Annotated in this window: 16 protein-coding genes; 7 read left to right on the top strand and 9 right to left on the bottom strand. The window is 62.0% G+C overall.

Going from position 1 to position 18651, the window contains the following annotated elements:
* Positions 1-310: 310 nt before the first annotated feature.
* Complete coding sequence (gene pnp / locus ACE04I_RS07850; RefSeq protein ID WP_487206920.1) at positions 311-2458, top strand: polyribonucleotide nucleotidyltransferase; 2148 nt, start codon at positions 311-313, stop codon at positions 2456-2458.
* An 85-nt stretch (positions 2459-2543) separates the two neighbouring features.
* Positions 2544-3551 (top strand): class I SAM-dependent methyltransferase, encoded by a 1008-nt coding sequence (locus ACE04I_RS07845; protein ID WP_487206919.1) that lies wholly within the window; start codon positions 2544-2546, stop codon positions 3549-3551.
* 13 nt (positions 3552-3564) lie between these two features.
* On the opposite strand, the gene ACE04I_RS07840 is transcribed toward ACE04I_RS07845, so the two are convergent.
* The 5 genes from ACE04I_RS07840 to fabA form a co-directional block, all read right to left on the bottom strand.
* The gene (locus ACE04I_RS07840; RefSeq protein ID WP_487206918.1) at positions 3565-3807 is read right to left on the bottom strand and encodes a hypothetical protein; all 243 of its coding nucleotides are present in this window, start codon (positions 3805-3807) and stop codon (positions 3565-3567) included.
* A 112-nt stretch (positions 3808-3919) separates the two neighbouring features.
* Positions 3920-5131 carry a S8 family peptidase gene (locus ACE04I_RS07835; RefSeq protein ID WP_487206917.1) on the bottom strand — a complete coding sequence of 404 codons (1212 nt, stop codon included), beginning with the start codon at positions 5129-5131 and terminating at the stop codon, positions 3920-3922.
* A 147-nt stretch (positions 5132-5278) separates the two neighbouring features.
* Complete coding sequence (gene fabI, locus ACE04I_RS07830; protein WP_046794295.1) at positions 5279-6085, bottom strand: enoyl-ACP reductase FabI; 807 nt, start codon at positions 6083-6085, stop codon at positions 5279-5281.
* Positions 6086-6089: 4 nt separating this feature from the next.
* Entirely contained in the window at positions 6090-7313 is a 1224-nt protein-coding gene (gene fabB, locus ACE04I_RS07825; protein ID WP_487206916.1) for a beta-ketoacyl-ACP synthase I, read from the bottom strand.
* 40 nt (positions 7314-7353) lie between these two features.
* Positions 7354-7869, bottom strand: a complete 516-nt coding sequence (fabA, locus tag ACE04I_RS07820; protein ID WP_046793808.1) for a 3-hydroxyacyl-[acyl-carrier-protein] dehydratase FabA — start codon at positions 7867-7869, stop codon at positions 7354-7356.
* A 297-nt stretch (positions 7870-8166) separates the two neighbouring features.
* On the opposite strand from fabA, the gene irrA reads away from it, so the two are divergent.
* Positions 8167-8583, top strand: a complete 417-nt coding sequence (gene irrA, locus ACE04I_RS07815) for an iron response transcriptional regulator IrrA (RefSeq protein WP_046793809.1) — start codon at positions 8167-8169, stop codon at positions 8581-8583.
* Positions 8584-8589: 6 nt separating this feature from the next.
* Here irrA and ACE04I_RS07810 read toward each other — a convergent pair whose 3' ends face one another.
* Entirely contained in the window at positions 8590-9240 is a 651-nt protein-coding gene (locus ACE04I_RS07810) for a trimeric intracellular cation channel family protein (protein ID WP_487206915.1), read from the bottom strand.
* Between the two features lie 127 nt (positions 9241-9367).
* Between ACE04I_RS07810 and ACE04I_RS07805 the strand changes: the two genes are divergently transcribed.
* Positions 9368-9841 (top strand): hypothetical protein, encoded by a 474-nt coding sequence (locus ACE04I_RS07805; RefSeq protein WP_487206914.1) that lies wholly within the window; start codon positions 9368-9370, stop codon positions 9839-9841.
* A gap of 4 nt (positions 9842-9845) precedes the next feature.
* On the opposite strand, the gene ACE04I_RS07800 is transcribed toward ACE04I_RS07805, so the two are convergent.
* From ACE04I_RS07800 to ACE04I_RS07790, 3 genes are read right to left on the bottom strand one after another with little or no spacing between them, the layout of a single operon-like run.
* Entirely contained in the window at positions 9846-10634 is a 789-nt protein-coding gene (locus ACE04I_RS07800) for a YdcF family protein (protein WP_487206913.1), read from the bottom strand.
* A gap of 49 nt (positions 10635-10683) precedes the next feature.
* Positions 10684-11889, bottom strand: coding sequence for a TIGR03862 family flavoprotein (locus tag ACE04I_RS07795; protein WP_487206912.1), 1206 nt, complete (start codon positions 11887-11889; stop codon positions 10684-10686).
* A gap of 19 nt (positions 11890-11908) precedes the next feature.
* On the bottom strand, positions 11909-15523 hold the full coding sequence (locus tag ACE04I_RS07790; RefSeq protein WP_487206911.1) for a hydantoinase B/oxoprolinase family protein: 3615 nt from the start codon (positions 15521-15523) through the stop codon (positions 11909-11911).
* 199 nt (positions 15524-15722) lie between these two features.
* Here ACE04I_RS07790 and ACE04I_RS07785 point away from each other — a divergent pair, with 199 nt between their 5' ends.
* The 3 genes from ACE04I_RS07785 to ACE04I_RS07775 are packed head-to-tail and all read left to right on the top strand — an operon-like array spanning position 15723 to position 18634.
* Positions 15723-16307, top strand: coding sequence for a TRAP transporter small permease (locus tag ACE04I_RS07785; protein WP_487206910.1), 585 nt, complete (start codon positions 15723-15725; stop codon positions 16305-16307).
* 3 nt (positions 16308-16310) lie between these two features.
* A complete protein-coding gene (locus tag ACE04I_RS07780; RefSeq protein ID WP_046793816.1) occupies positions 16311-17624 on the top strand; it encodes a TRAP transporter large permease in 1314 nt (437 codons plus the stop codon).
* A 29-nt stretch (positions 17625-17653) separates the two neighbouring features.
* Positions 17654-18634 (top strand): TRAP transporter substrate-binding protein, encoded by a 981-nt coding sequence (locus ACE04I_RS07775; RefSeq protein WP_487206969.1) that lies wholly within the window; start codon positions 17654-17656, stop codon positions 18632-18634.
* Positions 18635-18651 lie beyond the last annotated feature (17 nt).

Genomic DNA, 18651 nt, shown 5'->3' with positions numbered 1-18651 from the left:
CCCCCCCCCCCCCCCCCCCGGACTGCTTTTCGGGCCTGCCCGATGAAATGTTTTCGACCACACCGCCTTTATAGGTGGGGCCAACGCCGGCAGACCCGGATGGGCCGGATCTGTCAACCAACCGCTGACCTGTCATGGGGCAGGATTGCCGGATGCTTTGGCTGTAGCCTCAAGGGCACTGGCCCGATCTTGCAAGATCGCAACGCAAAGCCTCCCGTTGTCTTGCCCATGATATGTCACAATGATTGCGGTCGACCATGCGCTGCGTCCTTTCGGCGAAGACGTGTGCTCCCGCATTGAAGGACAAGACATGTTCAATACGCATTCTGTCGAAATCGAATGGGCAGGCCGCCCGCTGAAGCTGGAAACGGGCAAGATCGCCCGCCAGGCTGACGGTGCGGTGCTGGCCACCTACGGCGAGACCGTCGTGCTCGCTACCGTCGTTTCCGCCAAGGCTCCGAAGCCCGGCCAGGACTTCTTCCCCCTGACGGTCAACTATCAGGAAAAGACCTACGCGGCCGGCAAGATCCCGGGCGGCTACTTCAAGCGCGAGGGCCGTCCGTCGGAAAACGAAACCCTCGTTTCCCGTCTGATCGACCGTCCGATCCGCCCGCTCTTCCCGGAAGGCTACAAGAACGACACGCAGGTTGTCGTCACCGTCGTCCAGCATGACCTTGAAAACAATCCGGACGTTCTGGCAATGGTTGCGACCTCTGCAGCGCTGACGCTCTCCGGCGTTCCGTTCATGGGCCCCGTCGGCGGCGCCCGCGTCGGCTACATCAACGGCGAATACGTGCTCAACCCGCATCTCGACGAGATGGACGAGTCGACCCTCGACCTCGTCGTGGCCGGTACGGGTGATGCGGTTCTGATGGTCGAGTCGGAAGCCAAGGAACTCAACGAAGAAGTCATGCTCGGCGCCGTCATGTTCGGCCACCGTGGTTTCCAGCCGGTCATCGATGCGATCATCAAGCTCGCCGAAGTCGCCGCCAAGGAGCCCCGCGACTTCCAGCCGGAAGACTATTCCGCCCTTGAAGCCGAAATGCTCCAGCACTTCGAAGCCGAGCTTCGCGAAGCCTACAAGATCACCCAGAAGGCCGATCGCTACGCTGCCGTCGATGCCGTCAAGGCAAAGGTCAAGGCGCATTTCTTCCCGGAGGAAGGCGAAGCGAAGTACACTGCCGAGGAAGTCGGCGCCATCTTCAAGCATCTGCAGGCGAAGATCGTTCGGTGGAACATTCTCGATACCAAGAGCCGCATCGACGGCCGTGATCTCGAGACCGTCCGTCCGATCGTCTCGGAAGTCGGCCTCCTGCCGCGCACCCACGGTTCTGCCCTCTTCACCCGCGGCGAGACCCAGGCGATCGTTGTCGCCACGCTTGGCACCGGCGAAGACGAGCAGTATGTCGACAGCCTGACGGGCATGTACAAGGAGCGCTTCCTGCTCCATTACAACTTCCCTCCCTATTCGGTTGGTGAAACCGGCCGCATGGGCTCCCCGGGCCGTCGCGAAATCGGCCACGGCAAGCTCGCCTGGCGCGCTATCCGCCCGATGCTGCCGACCGCCGAGCAGTTCCCCTACACGCTGCGCGTCGTCTCCGAGATCACCGAGTCCAACGGCTCGTCTTCAATGGCGACCGTCTGCGGCACCTCGCTCGCACTGATGGACGCCGGCGTTCCGCTGGCCAAGCCGGTTGCCGGCATCGCCATGGGGCTCATCCTCGAAGGTGAGCGTTTCGCCGTTCTCTCCGACATCCTCGGCGACGAAGACCACCTCGGCGACATGGACTTCAAGGTAGCGGGTACTGCCGACGGCATCACCTCGCTGCAGATGGACATCAAGATCGCCGGTATCACCGAAGAGATCATGAAGGTCGCACTCAGCCAGGCACAAGGTGGCCGCAAGCACATCCTCGGTGAGATGGCCAACGCTCTTTCCGAAAGCCGCGGCCAGCTCGGCGAATTTGCACCGCGTATCGAAGTGATGAACATCCCGGTCGATAAGATCCGCGAAGTCATCGGTTCGGGCGGCAAGGTCATCCGCGAGATCGTCGAGAAGACCGGCGCCAAGATCAACATCGAAGACGACGGCACCGTCAAGATCGCCTCCTCTTCCGCCAAGGAGATCGAAGCGGCCCGCAAGTGGATCCACTCCATCGTCGCCGAGCCGGAAGTCGGTCAGATCTATGAAGGTACGGTCGTCAAGACCGCCGATTTCGGCGCCTTCGTGAACTTCTTCGGCGCCCGCGACGGCCTCGTCCACATCTCTCAGCTCGCCTCCGAGCGCGTTGCCAAGACCACCGATGTGGTCAAGGAAGGCGACAAGGTCTGGGTCAAGCTGATGGGCTTCGACGAGCGCGGCAAGGTCCGTCTGTCCATGAAGGTCGTAGACCAGGCCACCGGCCAGGAAATCGCCCAGGAGAAGAAGAAGGCTGACGACGGCGAAGCCGCCGAGTAAGCCTGCCTCTTCACGACAAGAATAGGGGCGCGGAAGTTATTTCCGCGCCTTTTCCATATCAGGAAGCTTAACCCATCGAGACCCCATGAGCCGAGACGCCCTCAAGACCCTGTTCCATCCCTTCGCCACGGAAGTGGTCCCGATGCCCGGAGAGGGCGAGCGTGTGATCTTTCTCGGCGCGGAAGGTGGTCATCCCTTTCCGGAGGGCTTTGCCGCTGAGGTGACTGCCGTTCAGCCGTTCCGACCGCTGTTCCGCGGCCTGCGCGAAGGCGCGTTCCCTGAGGCTGAGGGCGACGGCTATGATGTTGGGCTGGTCCTCTGCGGCAAACATCGCGGCGAGAACGAGAACCGCGTTGCGGAAGCGCTGGAACGCGTCAGAGCAGGCGGTATGATTGTGATCGCCGGGGGCAAGGAAGATGGCATCCAGCCGCTGAGGAATACGCTTCTGAAGCTCGGTATCGAACTCGATTACACGCCGAAGTACCACGGTGTCGCGATCTGGTTCGCACGGCCGGAGAATGTCGAGGCGGCCGTCACGGCTTTGAAGAAATCATCGGACGTGATCGAGGCCCGCTACGAGGCTGCACCCGGCATGTTCTCGCATGATCGCGTCGATGCCGGCTCCGAACTGCTCGCAGGCCGCCTGCCGACGGATTTCGACGGCAATGCCGCCGATTTCGGCGCCGGTTGGGGCTATCTCTCGGTCATGCTGGCGGAGAAATCTCCGCGGGTGAACCGTATCGATCTCTATGAAGCGGATCATCGGGCGCTGGAGTTCGCGAAGAGGAATCTCGCCCGCAACTGCCCGGATCTGCATGCGCGTTTCTTCTGGCACGACCTGGGTGGCGAGCCGGTAAGGGAAAAATATGACCTTATCGTCATGAATCCGCCCTTTCACGAGGCGCAAGCCGCCGATCCGGAACTCGGCAGAGCGATGATCCGCGCCGCCGCTTCCGCTCTCAGGGGCGGGGGGCGGCTATTGCTGGTGGCCAATCGGGGCCTTCCTTACGAGCCGGTGCTTGCGAGCGAATTCCGCGAGCATGGGGAGACCTGCCGCAATGCCCGCTTCAAGGTATTGTGGGCGAAGCGCTGAGGCTGAGATAGCTCTACTGCGGCGTGGAAGGATCGAATGTCGGGAGCTGGATGTCCTCGCAGGGCCGTATCTCTTCGACGCCGGGAATCTGCTGCAATCGCTCGAGCGTTGCCTGATCGGCGCAGCCGAAGATCGCGCCGATCTCCGATACGACTTGCCTGACCTCGAAGCCGCGGGCGCTGGCGGCCTCGGCGATCGAATTCGTTTGCGCAAGATGCGTCTCGTCGACGACGATGGAATAGTACAAGCTTTTCATGGCGATAGGCTTTCCGCCCGGTATCGGGTGATAAGGATGCCCGAGTTTCATGCGACGAGGCGTGAAACCACGCCCGTCCTCCATGCCAATATAGCCCCTCTGCGGTAGGCATTCAAACTTGTCGTTGGCCGCCCCGTGTCTTCGGCGCCTGCACGAGGCCGGAACCGACGTCGCGGCTTTCCAGGGCCAGAGCTTTTGCATTCTGCTGCAGGGCCGACCAGAGCGCGCTGCCGCGCAGCGACGGGTCCGATTGCGCCCAGAGCGCCGCCACGCCGGCAACATGCGGGCAGGCCATGCTGGTGCCCATCAGGGTCCGGTATTTCTGCGGAAGGGGAACGCTCGAGAAGATGCCGACGCCGGGAGCTGCGATATCGACCTCGCCGCCCTCGGGATTGACGCCGCCGGAGGAAAACGATGCCACGTCGAGAGCTCCGTCGACCGCTCCGACTGCGAGGATGCTTGGCGCATTGGCCGGGCTTGCGACCGGGGCGATGAAGCCCAGGCTACGGTTGCTTTCGTTGCCGGCAGCCGCGACGATGAGGCTGCCATTTCTGAGCGCAAGCTTTCCGATCCGCTCGTAGAGAAGACTGTGGCGTTCACCTGGCCTCACCGGGCCGCCGACCGACATCGAGATGATTTCGCACTTCTGGCCGATCGCCCAGTTCATTCCGTTGATGATATCGCTTTCGGTTCCGAAACCTCGATTGTTGAGGATCTTGCCGACGAAGAGGCTTGCATCGGGCGCCACACCATAACGGGGAACGCCTGGATCGACCGCTTTTCCTGCCGCTGTGCCGGCGCAATGGGTGCCGTGGCCCTGCTGATCGTTTACCGTTTCGCCGGCGACGAAGCTCTGCGTGACGATGGTGCGCTCGGCAAAATCGGGATGCTTCAGATCGATTCCTGTATCGAGAACGGCGATCTTGATGCCTTCCCCGGTAAGGGAGGTCTCATGTGCGCCGACAGCCGCTATGCCCCATGTCGAATCCTGACTGTCGACGAACTGCTGCTGGAGGAAGACGAAGAATTCCGGCCGGGCTTCGAGGATCGCTTCCTCGTTGACGAGCTCGATCATCCTGGATGCATGCCGCGCCGCAATTGCGCGAGGAATGAAGGCGGTCTGCAATTCGGGGAAAAACGTCACCTTGTCCGCGGAGATGGCGGCGTTTTCTTGCCCGCCGAATGTGCTGACGCTGACCTCAGATTCCGTCTGCCGCTCCATGATACGGACGCAGTCGGCTAGGTCGGCATCGTCGCGCAGCGCGACGATCATCGCTCCCGTCGCTATCGGACGCTGGTTTTCCAATACGGGACTTGTCGCCATCGCCACACTCCATTGTCACAGCGTTTCCATTTAGCGTTGAAACGCGTTGAGCCAAGGGTGGCTAAAACGGCCGAAGCCGCCAAGTGCGAGATGTTGCACTCCTGTGAACCGGGAAGCCCGCCGAAGCGGGCATCCCCTCACGCCGGTTTATTCCGCGTCGGCGTGGCGCAGCCGCTCAAGCGTCGGCAGCGAGGTTATGTTGTAGCCCGCATCCACATAGTGGATTTCACCGGTTACGCCGTTCGAAAGGCCGGAGAGAAGGTAGAGCGCGGAGCCGCCGATATCCTCGATGGTCGCCGTGCGGCGCAGCGGTGCGTTCTTCTGGTTCCAGGAATACATGGCCCGCGCATCGGAAATGCCCGCGCCCGCGAGGGTGCGGACCGGACCGGCGGAAATCGCGTTGACGCGGATATTGTTCGGACCGTAATCGGCTGCCAGATAGCGTACCGAAGATTCGAGCGCCGCCTTGGCAACGCCCATGACGTTGTAGTTCGGGATGACCCGCACCGAACCGCCATAGGTGAGGGTCAGCATCGAACCGCCATCCGTCATCAGATCCGCGGCGCGCTTGGCGACTTCCGTGAACGAGAAGCAGGAGATCACCATGGTCCGGCTGAAGTTCGCGCGCGTGGTGTCCGCGTAGAGACCCTTCAGCTCGTTCTTGTCCGAAAAGCCGATCGCGTGCACCAGAAAATCGAGCTTGCCCCAGCGCTCCTTGATGGAAGCGAAGGTGGCATCGACGGACGCGATGTCCTCGACATCGCAGGGCAGGACGAAATCCGAGCCCAGTTCGGCGGCAAGCGGCTTCACGCGTTTGCCGAGCGCCTCGCCCTGAAAGGTGAAGGCGAGTTCTGCGCCCTGCGCGGCGACGGCCTTCGAAATGCCCCAGGCGATGGAATGATTGTTGGCGACCCCCATGATGAGGCCGCGCTTGCCCTGCATAAGTCCCGTCATCGAGTTAACCATTGAAGCGCTGGAAGACGAGGGTGGCATTGGTGCCGCCGAAGCCGAAGGAGTTGGAGAGGATGGTGTCGATCTTGGCATCGTCGATGCGCTTGCGGACGATCGGGACACCGTCGAATTCCGGATCGAGGTTTTCGATATGGGCGCTTTCGCCGATGAAGCGCTCCTGCATCATCAGCAAGCCGTAGATCGATTCCTGCACGCCTGCCGCGCCGAGCGAATGGCCGGTCAGCGACTTGGTCGACTGGATGTGGGGAACCTTGGTCCCGAAGACTTGGCGGATGGCGCCGATTTCCTTGCTGTCGCCCACCGGCGTCGAGGTGCCGTGCGTGTTGATATAGTCGATCTCGCCCTTGACGGTCGAAAGCGCCTGCCGCATGCAGCGCACCGCACCTTCGCCCGACGGAGCTACCATGTCGTAACCGTCCGAGGTCGCACCATAGCCGGAGATTTCGGCGTAGATCTTCGCGCCGCGTGCCTTGGCATGTTCCAGTTCCTCAAGGACGAGCACGCCCGCGCCGCCAGCGATAACGAAGCCGTCCCGGTCGACGTCATAGGCGCGAGAGGCCTTTTCCGCCCGATCGTTGTACTTGGTGGACATGGCGCCCATGGCATCGAAGAGGTTCGACATGGTCCAGTCGAGGTCCTCGTGTCCGCCGGCGAACATCACGTCCTGCTTGCCCCATTGGATCATTTCAGCGGCATTGCCGATGCAATGGGCCGAAGTGGAGCAGGCCGAGGAGATGGAATAGTTGACGCCGTGGATCTTGAACCAGGTGGCGAGCGTGGCCGAAGCCGTCGAGGACATGGCCTTCGGCACGGCGAAGGGGCCGATCCGCTTCGGGCTGTTGTTCTTGATGGTGATGTCGGCAGCTTCGATCAGCGTGCGGGTGGAAGGCCCGCCCGAACCCATGATGATGCCGGTGCGCTCGTTCTCGCTGTAATCTTTCTCCTCCAGGCCGGAATCGGCGATCGCCTGTTTCATGGCGACATGGTTCCAGGCGCCGCCTTGCGACAGGAAGCGCATGGCGCGTCGATCGACCAGGTCGGTCGGATCGAGCGTCGGCCTGCCCCAGACCTGGCACTTGAAGCCGTGCTCGGCGAAATCCGGCGAGAAGGAAATGCCGGATTTCGTGTGGCGCAGGGATTCGGTGACTTCAGCGGCGTCGCTTCCGATGGAGGAAACGATACCGAGACCTGTAACAACTACCCGTCTCATTTCTCGGACCTTTTGACTGTTGCGGTTGGACAGGGGCCGGTCAGGCCACCTTGTCTTTCGACAGACCCACGCGAAGATCGGTCGCCTGATAAATGGTTTCGCCGTCTGCCTTCAGCCAGCCGTCGGCGGTACCCAGCACCAGGCGACCACGCATGACGCGCTTGAAGTCGATGCCGTATTCCAGCAGCTTCGTATGCGGACGGACCATGCCCTTGAACTTCACTTCGCCGGTCGAAAGCGCCATGCCGCGGCCTTCTTCACCCAGCCAGCCGAGGAAGAAACCGGTCAACTGCCACATGCCGTCCAGGCCAAGGCAGCCCGGCATGATCGGGTTGCCTTCGAAATGGCAAGGGAAATACCAGTCTTCGGGACGCACGTCGTATTCGGCGCGAAGATAGCCCTTGTCGAAGGCACCGCCCGTTTCCGATATATCCGTGATTCGGTGTACCATCAGCATGGGCGGCAGGGGCAACTGCGCATTGCCAGGTCCGAACAGTTCGCCATGTGCACAGGCGAGGAGTTCTTCGTAGGTGAAGCTGGACTGTCTGGTTTCCATTAAATTTCCTGTACCCCCTCTTGCCGTCGCCCCGAAGCTTTAGAGCAAGATCGGCAGAAAATGAAGCTCGACGATAGCCAGGCTCCACCCGAAGGGCGGGGCGGAGACCTTGCCCACTCAGGTCCGCATATAGGAAGCCATCGATGCAAACCAGAGGCAAAGTGCCCAAATAACGCGTTTTTAGCCGCCGCCGGCCCGAGCTGCCCCTTGCGAACTATTGAAAGCGCCTGCCGTAAAAGTTATATCCGAAAGTCAAGATACAACGTAACCCTCGGGATTCAGGAGCTCACCGGCACTATGGCAGAAGCCGCCACCGACATCGAGACGAGACTGCGCGATTGCGGGCTGCGTCCGACGCGTCAGCGCGTAGCGCTTGCCGATCTCCTATTCGCGAAGGGAGACCGCCACCTGACGGTCGAGGAGCTCCATGAGGAGGCTCAATCGGCCGGCGTTCCGGTTTCGCTGGCGACGGTCTACAACACGCTGCATCAGTTTACCGAAGCCGGTATGATCAGAGTGCTCGCCGTCGAGAGCGCCAAGACCTATTTCGACACCAATGTTTCCGATCACCACCATTTCTTCGTGGAGGGCCGAAACGAGGTGCTCGATATTCCCGTCAGCAATATCGCGATCGGAAATCTGCCTGAGGCTCCCGAGGGCATGGAAATAGCCCATGTGGACGTCATCATCCGCCTGAGGGAAAAAAGGGCCTGACGGTCCTTACCTATCCCGGTTCTTCAATGAATCCTCCGGAAGTCTTCCGGGCCGCGGCTTGTAGCGCGGCAAGGTCCAGCCGTAGTGGATCGCGCCGCCGCGTAGCCCGAATGCGACCGTGACTCCCAGCGCCAAGCTTAGATATTCCGGTAGGCCAAGCGCCTGGCCGGCTGTGAAGCCGCATGCGCCGGCAAGCGCCGCGGTGATATAGATTTCCGGCCGACGCAGCACGGAAGGCTCGTGGGCAATGAGATCGCGCATGATGCCGCCGAAAGTCGCGGTGAGCGCTCCCATGATAATGGCGATGGTCGTGGAGCCGGTGGCGGCAAGTCCTTTGTCCGCGCCAATGACGCTGTAGGCGGCAAGCCCCACGGCATCGAGCCAGATCAGCAGCCGATAGCGTGACTCTACCCGATGGGCCGTGAAGAACAGGAGGATACCTATCAGCACACAGACGAGGATATGGGTGGGATCGTCCACCCAGAATACCGGATTTAAGCCGAGCACAAGATCTCGCACGGTTCCGCCGCCGAGCCCGGTCATGGCCGCGAAGAACAGAAAGCCGATGAGATCGAGCTGTTTGCGGGAAGCTGCGAGCGCGCCCGTCGCGGCGAAGACCGCGATCCCCGCATAATCGAGAACCGTCAGCAGGAACATTTCAGTCTCCCTTCCAAACGCGAGCAAGCGTCGCGCAAGTGCGCGGCCGTAGCATACGCATCGCCAGCCATGCCCGTCATCCGGGGTGGCCAGCTTTGAACAGATGAAATTTCGAGGAATGACCGCCGTGAAGAAGTTGTTGGTCGTCGCCCTGTACCTGGCCGCGCTCGTCTTCGTTCCAGCCAGCTCATTTGCCCAGCAGCAGTTGCTGAGCGATCCGGAGATCTACGAGAAGGATCACTTCCGCCAGCAATGTGAGACGGCCGATTTCGGCCCCGATTTCATCAGGCGCTTCGACATCAACAACGATGGCATTATCGATGCGGTGGCCAATCATGCCGAACTCACCTGCAACGGCGCGAAAGGCTCTGCCTGCGATGAGGACGGCTGCCCCTATAATTTCTATCTCCAGGCCAAGGAGGGCGGCTATTTCATGATCGCCACGGCCCGGATCTACGGCTATGACTTCGTCAAGTATTTCGGCAACATGGTTTTCATGCTGAAGATGCACCCGCGCTTTTGCGACCGGACCGACACGGAGCCTTGCGTGATGCGCGTTCGTGTTCGCGGCGGCCGCTTCGTCACCATCTCCAAGAAGTGAGACCTCAGCGCGGGAAAATCTCGTCGATGCGGCCGGTCAGGTAATAGGCGAAAAGTCCGATCCATTCGCACAGGGCTGTCGCGGTGAGCTGCGCGTTGGAGGTCGGCTGAGTGAAATCGAGTGAAAGCGTCGCGATGCCGCTGGTGCGGTAATCGACCGGCCAGGGAGTGACGGATATGCCCGCCTTGCGGAAGAGGCCCATCGCTCGTGGCATATGGAAGGCGGAGGTTACGAGCAGGCAATCGCTCAGACCCTCCCGCGACAGCACCTCCGAGGTCTGCCGCGTGTTCTCGTAGGTCGTGCGCGACGCGTTCTCCTTGACGAGCCGGGCGGGCGAGATGCCGAAGGCCGCGAAGAAGCGTTCAGAGGCTTCCGATTCACCCTCATACTCGCCGCTGAGCGATCCGTCGCCGCCCGAAACCAGGATACGGGCCTGCGGATATTTGAGCGCAAGCCGCAATGTCTCGACGTAACGATCGGCGGCCTGGTTGAATTCCGTGCCGCCGCGGGAGGTTGTCACCTCGTTTTCGAGCGCTCCGCCGAGCACAATGATGCAGGAAAGCTCGGCGGGATCGGCGGATGGCTTTGCAAAGCGGTTTTCCAGAACCTGAAGGGCGACCGCCCCGCTGGTCGTATAGAGTGTCACGAAGAGCACGAGTGCTGCCAGCAGCGATGCGGCGCCGGAGAATTTACGCCAGCCGAAAAAGCCGAGAAGGGCGGCAAGAACGGCAAGCAGGAATGCGATCGAGAGCGGCTGGGCGACGAGCCAGAAGATTTTCGAGATCAGGAACATGGCTGCCTGTGTCGCAGCCGGATACAGCCGATGTCAACGTGGCCGCACATCACCGTCGTGCGAGCCATGCCGCTATTCCGTGCGCCGCCGCGCGCCCGGTGGCGAAACAGGCGGTGAGTAGGTAACCGCCGGTCGGCGCTTCCCAGTCCAGCATCTCGCCGGCGGCAAACAGGCCAGGCACGGATTTCAGCATGAAGTTTTCGTCTATTTCGCTCCAGGCCACGCCACCGGCAGACGAAATGGCTTCCGCGATCGGACGGGGACGAAGGAGGGGGATCGGCAGAGCCTTGATGAGTTTCGCGAGTTCTTCCGGAGCCATGCGATTGGCATCGGGGAGAAGCTCGCGCAGAAGAGCGGCCTTCACGCCTTCCAGCCCCGTCCCCTTGCGCAGCCGGTTGGAAAAGCTCGCCTTGGCATCCTGCCGCGCGAGATCGCGTTGAATGCGCTCGACGGTGCGCCCTGGTATGAGGTCGAGAAGGAGCGAGGCCTGCCCCTTCTCCGAAAGGCAATCGCGCAATGCTGCCGAATGGGCATAGACGAGGCTTCCCTCGACGCCATGCCTGGAGATCACGAATTCGCCCTGAAAGGTGCCCGCATTCGAAGTTGCGGCGACGGATTTCAGCGGCTCGCCGGCGAAGCGCTCACGGAACGTCTCGCTCCAGGCGATATCGAAGCCGCAATTGGCGGGTTGGAAGGGATGAATGGATACGCCTTTCTCTCTAAACCAGTCCACCCATGCGGCATCCGAGCCCAGCTTCGGCCAGCTCGCCCCGCCGAGCGCAAGAAGCACGGCATCCGGCTTTACGGTGATCTCGCCCTCCGTCGTTTCGAAGCGATGACCGTCTTCCGCAAAGCCGGTCCAGCGATGGCGTGTTTTCAAGGTCACGCCCTGCGCCTCCAGCCGGCGCAGCCAGGTGCGAAGCAGCGGCGAAGCCTTCATGATCGTGGGGAAGACGCGGCCGGACGTGCCGACGAAGGTTTCCGTGCCGAGGCCGGCGGCCCATTCCCGCACGTCGCTTGGGGTAAATGCCTCGAGGGAGGGCCGCAGACGCTCCGAAGCCTTGCCGAAACGATCCGCAAAACGCGAAAACTCTTCCGAATGGGTAATGTTGAGTCCGGACTTTCCCGCGAGCAGGAATTTCCGCCCGAAGGTCGGCATCGCCTCGTAGGCCGTAACACCGAGGCCGGCGGCGGAAAGCACCTCCGCCGCCATCAGTCCCGCCGGGCCTCCGCCGATGATCGCAACCTGTTTCATGCCCTCCGGTTACGGCAGATCAAACGATTTTGCCATAGCCCCCTGCCGTCGGCGTCTGGACTGTAACAGCCTCGCCCGCTTCGATGATGGTCTGGGCGCAGCCGCCGAGCTCTTCGAACGTACCGTCGAGACGCCGCACCGTGGTCCGGCCCATCTCGCCCGCTTCGCCGCCCGCCAGCCCGTGCGGGCGGATCGTCCGGTGTGAGGAAAGGATGGCGCAATCCATCCTTTCCAGAAAGCGGATCGTGCGCTTCGTGCCGTTGCCGGCGGCGAATTCCCCCTTGCCGCCCCAATTTTCCCGGATGTGGAAATCTTCCAGCAGCACCGGGTAGCGCGTCTCAAGAATTTCCGGATCGGTAAGGCGCGAATTGGTCATGTGAACATGCACCGCATCCGTACCGGCAAACCCCGTCCCGTCGTTGAACCGGCCGGCCGGCGAGCCCGAGCACAGCGTTTCGTAATACTGGTAGATCTCGTTGCCGAAGGTCAGATTGTTCATGGTTCCCTGGCTGGCGGCCAGAGAACCGAGCGCGCCGAAGAGTGCATTGGTGACATGCTGGCTGGTCTCCACATTGCCGGCGACGACGGCGGCCGGATATTGCGGCTTCAGCATCGAGCCTTCCGACACGACGATGCGGATCGGCCGAAGGCAGCCGGCGTTCATGGGGATCGAGCTTTCCACCATCACGCGGAAGACATAGAGCACAGCGGCGCGTGTGACGGGTTCCGGCGCATTGAAGTTGTTCTTCTGCTGCGGGCTCGTGCCGGTGAAATCGACGGTAGCCTCGCGCCTTCCGCGATCGACGCTGATCTTGACCTTGATCGCGCTGCCCTGGTCCGTGGGGTAGGAAAACTCCGCATCGCTCAGCTTTTCGATAACCCGGCGCACACTTTCCTCGGCATTGTCCTGCACATGGGCCATGTAGGCCTGCACCACGTCGAGGCCAAATTGCGCGATCATCTTGCGCATCTCGTATACGCCCTTTTCGTTGGCGGCGATCTGGGCACGCAAGTCCGCGACGTTCTGGGCGACGTTGCGGGCCGGGTAGGGGTGCTCGGAAAGGAGTTTCGTGATGCCCGTCTCGTCGAAGCGGCCTTGATCCACAAGAAGCACGTTGTCGAACAGCACGCCTTCCTCGTCCACTGTAGTGGCGAGCGGCGTCATCGAACCCGGCGCCGTGCCGCCGACATCCGCATGATGGCCACGCGAGGCGACGTAGAAGAGGATATCCTTGCCACTGCCGTCGAATACTGGCGTCACGACGGTGATATCCGGCAGATGCGTTCCGCCGTTATAGGGCGCATTCAGCGCGAACACGTCTCCAGGGCGGATCTTACCCTTATTGGCCGCGATGACCGTCTCCACCGAACGGTCCATGGAGCCGAGATGCACCGGCATGTGTGGCGCGTTGGCCACCAGCGCGCCACTGGCGTCGAAGACCGCACAGGAGAAATCGAGACGTTCCTTGATGTTGACCGAGGAGGCGGTGTTCTGCAGCGTCACGCCCATCTGCTCGGCGATCGACATGAAGAGATTGTTGAAGACCTCCAGCAGCACCGGATCGGCCTCCGTACCGATCGGCTTGGCGCGGGAAAGCGCCGCCACGCGATTCAGCACGACATGATTGAGCCTGGTGATCTCGAAGGCCCAGCCGTCCTCCACCACGATCGTCTGGTGCGGTTCGATGATGAGGCATGGTCCGCTCGCGCGGGCACCGGGCTTGATGTCGCTTCGCTTGTAGACCGGCGCTTCGCGCCACGCGCCACCGGAGAAGAACTTCGTCTCTTCGGCAGCAACCGGAGCAGCGGCATCCAGGATGAATTCCGGCTCGGCGGAATCGGCGCCGCCGCCGATCGCCTCGACTTCGTAAGCCTCGAAGATGATCTCGCGGTTTTCGAAGATGAATCCGAACTGTTTCCTATGCGCCGTCTCGAAGGCTGCGATCATGTCGGCGGCATCGCCGAGAGTGATCGGCAGGGTCGTATCCGTGCCCTGGTAACGCAGATGGGCCCGGTGCAGAACGTCGGTATCGGCTTCGGAAACGCCTTGGCTTATCATCTCTTCCAGAACGCTGGCGGTAAGTTCCTCGCGGATCGGGACAAGCGTTTCGAGTGCTTCCGCCAGTCCTTCGGAGATGGTGCGCTGGCGGGTGGCGCGGATATCGGCGAGCCCCATCCCATAAGCTGAAAGAATGCCGGAAAAGGGGTGGATCAGCACGGTCGATATGCCGAGCGCATCGGCCGTCAGGCAGGCATGCTGGCCACCGGCGCCGCCGAAGGAGGTCAGCACGTACTGCGTCACGTCATAGCCGCGCTGCACGCTGATCTTTTTCACCGCGTTGGCCATGTTCTCCACCGCGATGGCGAGAAAACCGTCGGCCACTTCCTCCGGCGAGCGGTCGTCGCCGACCACCTTCGCCATCTCCTCGAAGGCGGCGCGCACCACATCCGCATCGAGCGGCTGGTCGCGGTTCGGACCGAAAATCGGCGGAAAGAGCTTCGGCGAGAGCTTGCCGAGCATGACGTTGGCGTCCGTGACGGTGAGCGGTCCGCCGCGACGATAGGCCTTTGGCCCCGGATTGGCACCGGCAGAATCGGGGCCGACGCGGAAGCGGCCATTTTCGAAATGCAGGATCGAGCCGCCGCCGGCTGCGACCGTGTGGATCGACATCATCGGCGCGCGCATGCGCACGCCGGCGACCTCCGTTTCGAAGGACCGCTCCAGCTCGCCGTCGTAATGGGAGACATCCGTCGACGTGCCGCCCATGTCGAAGCCGATCATGCGTTCGAAGCCGGCAAGTCGGGAGGTTTCGACAGCGCCGACCACGCCGCCGGCCGGACCCGAGAGGATCGCATCCTTGCCCTGGAAGAGGCGCGCGGCGGTAAGCCCGCCCGAGGATTGCATGAACATCAGTTGCGGGCCGTTCTCTTCGTCGGCACCGAGTTCGCCCGCCACCTGGTCGACGTAGCGCCGCAGTATCGGTGAGAGATAGGCGTCGACAACCGTCGTATCGCCCCGGCCGACCAGTTTGATGAGCGGCGAAACCTCGTGGCTGACGGAGACTTGGGTATAGCCGATTTCGCGCGCGATGCGGGCGACGAGCTGTTCGTGAGCCGGATAACGATAGGCATGCATGAAGACGATGGCGACCGCGCGGAGGCCGGCGTCGAACTGCTGTTGTAACTCCTTGCGGATTGCCGCCTCCTCAGGCGCAGCTTCCACCGTGCCATCGGCGCGCATGCGCTCGTCTACCTCGACGACAGCGGAATAGAGCAGTTCCGGCTTGATGATCTTCTTGGCGAAGATATCGGCGCGCGCCTGATAGCCGATCGCCAGCGCATCGCGGAAGCCGCGGGTGGTCACGAGCAGCGTCCGTTCGCCCTTCCGCTCGAGCAACGCATTGGTGGCGACGGTGGTGCCCATCTTCACCGCGCCGATGAGTTCGGATGGGATCGGCGCGCCCGCAGGTATGTCGAGCAGTTCGCGGATGCCATGCACGGCGGCATCGCGATAGGCTTCGGGATTTTCGGAAAGCACCTTGTGCGCGGTGAGCGATCCGTCCGGCTTGCGTCCGACGACATCGGTAAAGGTGCCGCCGCGATCGATCCAGAAATCCCATTTGCCGCTGCCCATGTTCCGCCTCTTATTGGAAACCGTTTTGGCAACGAAAACAGTTCGTCGATAAAACGTCAATGTTTAGTTGACAGGAAAATGCCCATTGAAGCATCATGCCTGTCGAAAGGGCAAAAGGTCGTAAAGAGCCTGCCTGACAACGGCAACCGAGGGGAGCCGATCATGATCTTATGCCGTGCATGTGCCGGGAGGACGTCGCATGTCTTCCGTTGATCCGCGTCACAGCGTCCTGCCGGAATGGCTCCGAAAGTCGCTCGACTACCTCTATCTCGTCTCCGGATGGTTGGCCGGGCTTTTCCTGATTGCGATCTTTCTCATCATGCTGGCGCTTTCGGCCGGGCGTCCGCTCGGGATCGACGTGCCGGCGGGTGATGATTTCGCCTCCTGGTGCATGGCGGCAACCGCCTTCCTCGGCCTTGCGCATACGTTCCGATCCGGCGAGATGATCCGGGTCGGTCTGCTGATCGAGCGGATCAAAGGGCCCATGCGGCAAGTCATGGAAGTGGTCGCGCTGGCGATCGGCACCGCGGCCGTCATCTATTTCGCCTGGTACGCGGTCGACATGACGCGGACCTCGTTCCGCTTCAACGATCTGTCCCAGGGTGTCATCGCGGTTCCCTTGTGGATCCCTCAGCTCGGCTTCTGTGGAGGGCTTGTCATCCTGGCGATCGCCTTCGTGGATGAGCTTGTGCATGTGCTTTTCGGCGGCATGCCGCGATATGAGAAACCGGCGCCGGAAACCGCCGAGGAAGTCATCGAACGCGCCATCCAGAGCGGGGCCTGATCGATGGGAACGCTGGAACTCGTTGAAATCGCGGGCATCGTTCTGTTTGCCCTGCTGGCGCTGCTGACGGGCGGTGTCTGGATAGGCATTGCGCTCCTGATCTGCGGCTGGATCGCCATGCTCTTCGTGCAGGGCATTCCGATCGGCGCGGTGCTTGCCACCAATTCCTGGAGCGGCAGCGCCTCCTGGTCGCTGGCAGCCCTTCCTCTGTTCATCTGGATGGGCGAAATCCTGTTTCGGACGCGGCTTTCGGAAGAGATGTTCCGCGGCCTGTCGCCCTGGCTCGGCTGGCTGCCGGGCCGGCTGATGCATGTGAACGTGCTGGGTTGCGGCCTGTTCGGCTCGATCTCCGGCTCTTCGGCGGCCACGACCGCCATGATCGCCAAGATCGCCCTGCCGGAATTGAAGAAGCGCGGCTATGACGAGATGGTGAGCCTCGGCTCGCTCGCCGGTGCCGGCACGCTCGGCATCCTCATTCCGCCGTCGATCACCATGGTCGTCTATGCCGTTGCGGCGAACGTCTCGATCATCCAGATATTCCTTGCGGGCTTCCTGCCGAGCTTGATCGTGATGGCGCTCTATTCCGGCTATATCGCCGTCTGGTCGCTCATGAACCCGGACAAGACGCCGCCCGCGCCGCCGAAGATGAGCTTCAGAGAGAAGCTGAAGGAGTCCGCAAACCTCATCCCGGTGGCCCTTCTCATTGCCTTGGTCTTCGCAACCCTGCTGCTCGGTTGGGCGACGGCAACCGAATGCGCCGCCTGGGGAGTGCTGGGATCGCTGGCGATCGCCGCATGGTCCCGTTCGCTGACCTGGAAATCCTTCTGGGACAGCGTCATGGGCGCGACCCGGCTCACCTGCATGATCATGCTGATCCTGACGGGCGCGGGCTTCATGTCGATCGCCATGGGCTATACCGGCATTCCGAACGCTCTCGCCTCCTGGGTGGAGAGTTTCGATCTCAGCCCCTATGCACTGATCGCCGTGCTGACGGTCATGTATATCCTGCTGGGTGCTGCCCTCGATGGCCTGTCGATGATCGTGCTGACGACGGTAGTGGTGCTGCCGATGATCCAGCAGGCGGGTTTCGATCTCATCTGGTTCGGCATCTTCCTGGTGCTGATCGTCGAGATGGCCGAGGTATCGCCGCCGGTCGGCTTCAACCTCTTCGTCCTGCAGACGATGAGCGGGCGTGATAGCCTGACGGTCGCGCGCGCCTCGCTGCCCTTCTTCTTCCTGCTTGTGGCGACGGTCGCCATCATCACGGTCTTCCCGGATATCGTGATGGTTCTGCCGAAAATGGCCTTCCCGGGTTAACTTGCAAAAAGGGGAATGAGATGAAACCGATGATCTCCAGCCTCGTTCGAACGGGGCTTGTCACCGCGGCGATCTTCGCCGCCGCAGGCTCCGCACTGGCGCAGACCACCTGGGTCCTGCCCTCGGCCTATCCGCCGGCGAACTACCATGTCCAGAACCTCAGCCAGTTCGCCTCGGACGTGGATGCGGCCACCAACGGCGCATTGAAGATCGCCGTCCATCCGAATGCCTCGCTCTTCAAGGCGCCCGATATCAAGCGCGCGGTGCAGACCGGCCAGGCTCAGGCCGGCGAAGTGCTGATCTCGCTGCACGAGAACGAGAACCCGGTTTTCGGCATCGATGTCGTGCCGTTCCTCGCCACCAGCTTCGAGCAGTCGAAGAAGCTTTGGGAGGCCTCCAAGCCGGCGATTGAAAAGGCGCTCGACGAGCAGGGCCTGAAGCTCCTTTATGCGACCCCTTGGCCGCCGCAGGGCATCTTCACCAAGAAGGAGCTGAACTCGGTCGCCGATCTCGCCGGTCTCAAGTGGCGTGCCTATAATGTCGGCACCGCACGCATCGCCGAACTCGTCAACGCCCAGCCCGTGACAATCCAGGCAGCCGAACTGCCGCAGGCACTGGCCACGGGCGTCGTGGACGGCCTGATGACATCGAGCGCGACCGGGGTCGATTCGAAAATCTGGGAGTCGCTGACCCATTACTACGACACCCAGGCCTGGATCCCGAAGAATGTCGTCTTCGTGAACAAGGAAGCTTTCGAGGCGCTTGATCCGGCCGTCCAGAAGGCCGTCATCGACGCTGCCGCCGCAGCGGAAACGCGCGGCTTCGGTCTCGGGGTCGAAAAGACAGCCGCCTATATGGATGCGTTGAAGCAGAACGGCATGCAGGTGGTCGCGCCGAGCAAGGAGCTGAAGACCGGCCTTGCCGAAGTCGGCGCCAAGCTCACCGAGGATTGGGCCGCCAAGGCCGGCGACGGGGGCAAGGCCATTCTGGACGCTTACAGCAAGATGTGATCTTGAGGCGGGGCGGG

This window comes from Rhizobium moroccans (assembly GCF_057559155.1).
The sequence above is the reverse complement of the archived record's forward strand: the minus strand, read 5'-3'. Positions and strand labels throughout refer to the sequence as shown.

Bases quoted from the DNA above. Each gene is read 5' to 3' on its own strand.
- pnp (WP_487206920.1), top strand. From the start codon at position 311: ATGTTCAATACGCATTCTGTCGAAATCGAATGGGCAGGCCGCCCGCTG.
- ACE04I_RS07845 (WP_487206919.1), top strand. From the start codon at position 2,544: ATGAGCCGAGACGCCCTCAAGACCCTGTTCCATCCCTTCGCCACGGAA.
- ACE04I_RS07840 (WP_487206918.1), bottom strand. From the start codon at position 3,807: ATGAAAAGCTTGTACTATTCCATCGTCGTCGACGAGACGCATCTTGCG.
- ACE04I_RS07835 (WP_487206917.1), bottom strand. From the start codon at position 5,131: ATGGCGACAAGTCCCGTATTGGAAAACCAGCGTCCGATAGCGACGGGA.
- fabI (WP_046794295.1), bottom strand. From the start codon at position 6,085: ATGACGGGACTTATGCAGGGCAAGCGCGGCCTCATCATGGGGGTCGCC.
- fabB (WP_487206916.1), bottom strand. From the start codon at position 7,313: ATGAGACGGGTAGTTGTTACAGGTCTCGGTATCGTTTCCTCCATCGGA.
- fabA (WP_046793808.1), bottom strand. From the start codon at position 7,869: ATGGAAACCAGACAGTCCAGCTTCACCTACGAAGAACTCCTCGCCTGT.
- irrA (WP_046793809.1), top strand. From the start codon at position 8,167: ATGGCAGAAGCCGCCACCGACATCGAGACGAGACTGCGCGATTGCGGG.
- ACE04I_RS07810 (WP_487206915.1), bottom strand. From the start codon at position 9,240: ATGTTCCTGCTGACGGTTCTCGATTATGCGGGGATCGCGGTCTTCGCC.
- ACE04I_RS07800 (WP_487206913.1), bottom strand. From the start codon at position 10,634: ATGTTCCTGATCTCGAAAATCTTCTGGCTCGTCGCCCAGCCGCTCTCG.
- ACE04I_RS07795 (WP_487206912.1), bottom strand. From the start codon at position 11,889: ATGAAACAGGTTGCGATCATCGGCGGAGGCCCGGCGGGACTGATGGCG.
- ACE04I_RS07790 (WP_487206911.1), bottom strand. From the start codon at position 15,523: ATGGGCAGCGGCAAATGGGATTTCTGGATCGATCGCGGCGGCACCTTT.
- ACE04I_RS07785 (WP_487206910.1), top strand. From the start codon at position 15,723: ATGTCTTCCGTTGATCCGCGTCACAGCGTCCTGCCGGAATGGCTCCGA.
- ACE04I_RS07780 (WP_046793816.1), top strand. From the start codon at position 16,311: ATGGGAACGCTGGAACTCGTTGAAATCGCGGGCATCGTTCTGTTTGCC.
- ACE04I_RS07775 (WP_487206969.1), top strand. From the start codon at position 17,654: ATGATCTCCAGCCTCGTTCGAACGGGGCTTGTCACCGCGGCGATCTTC.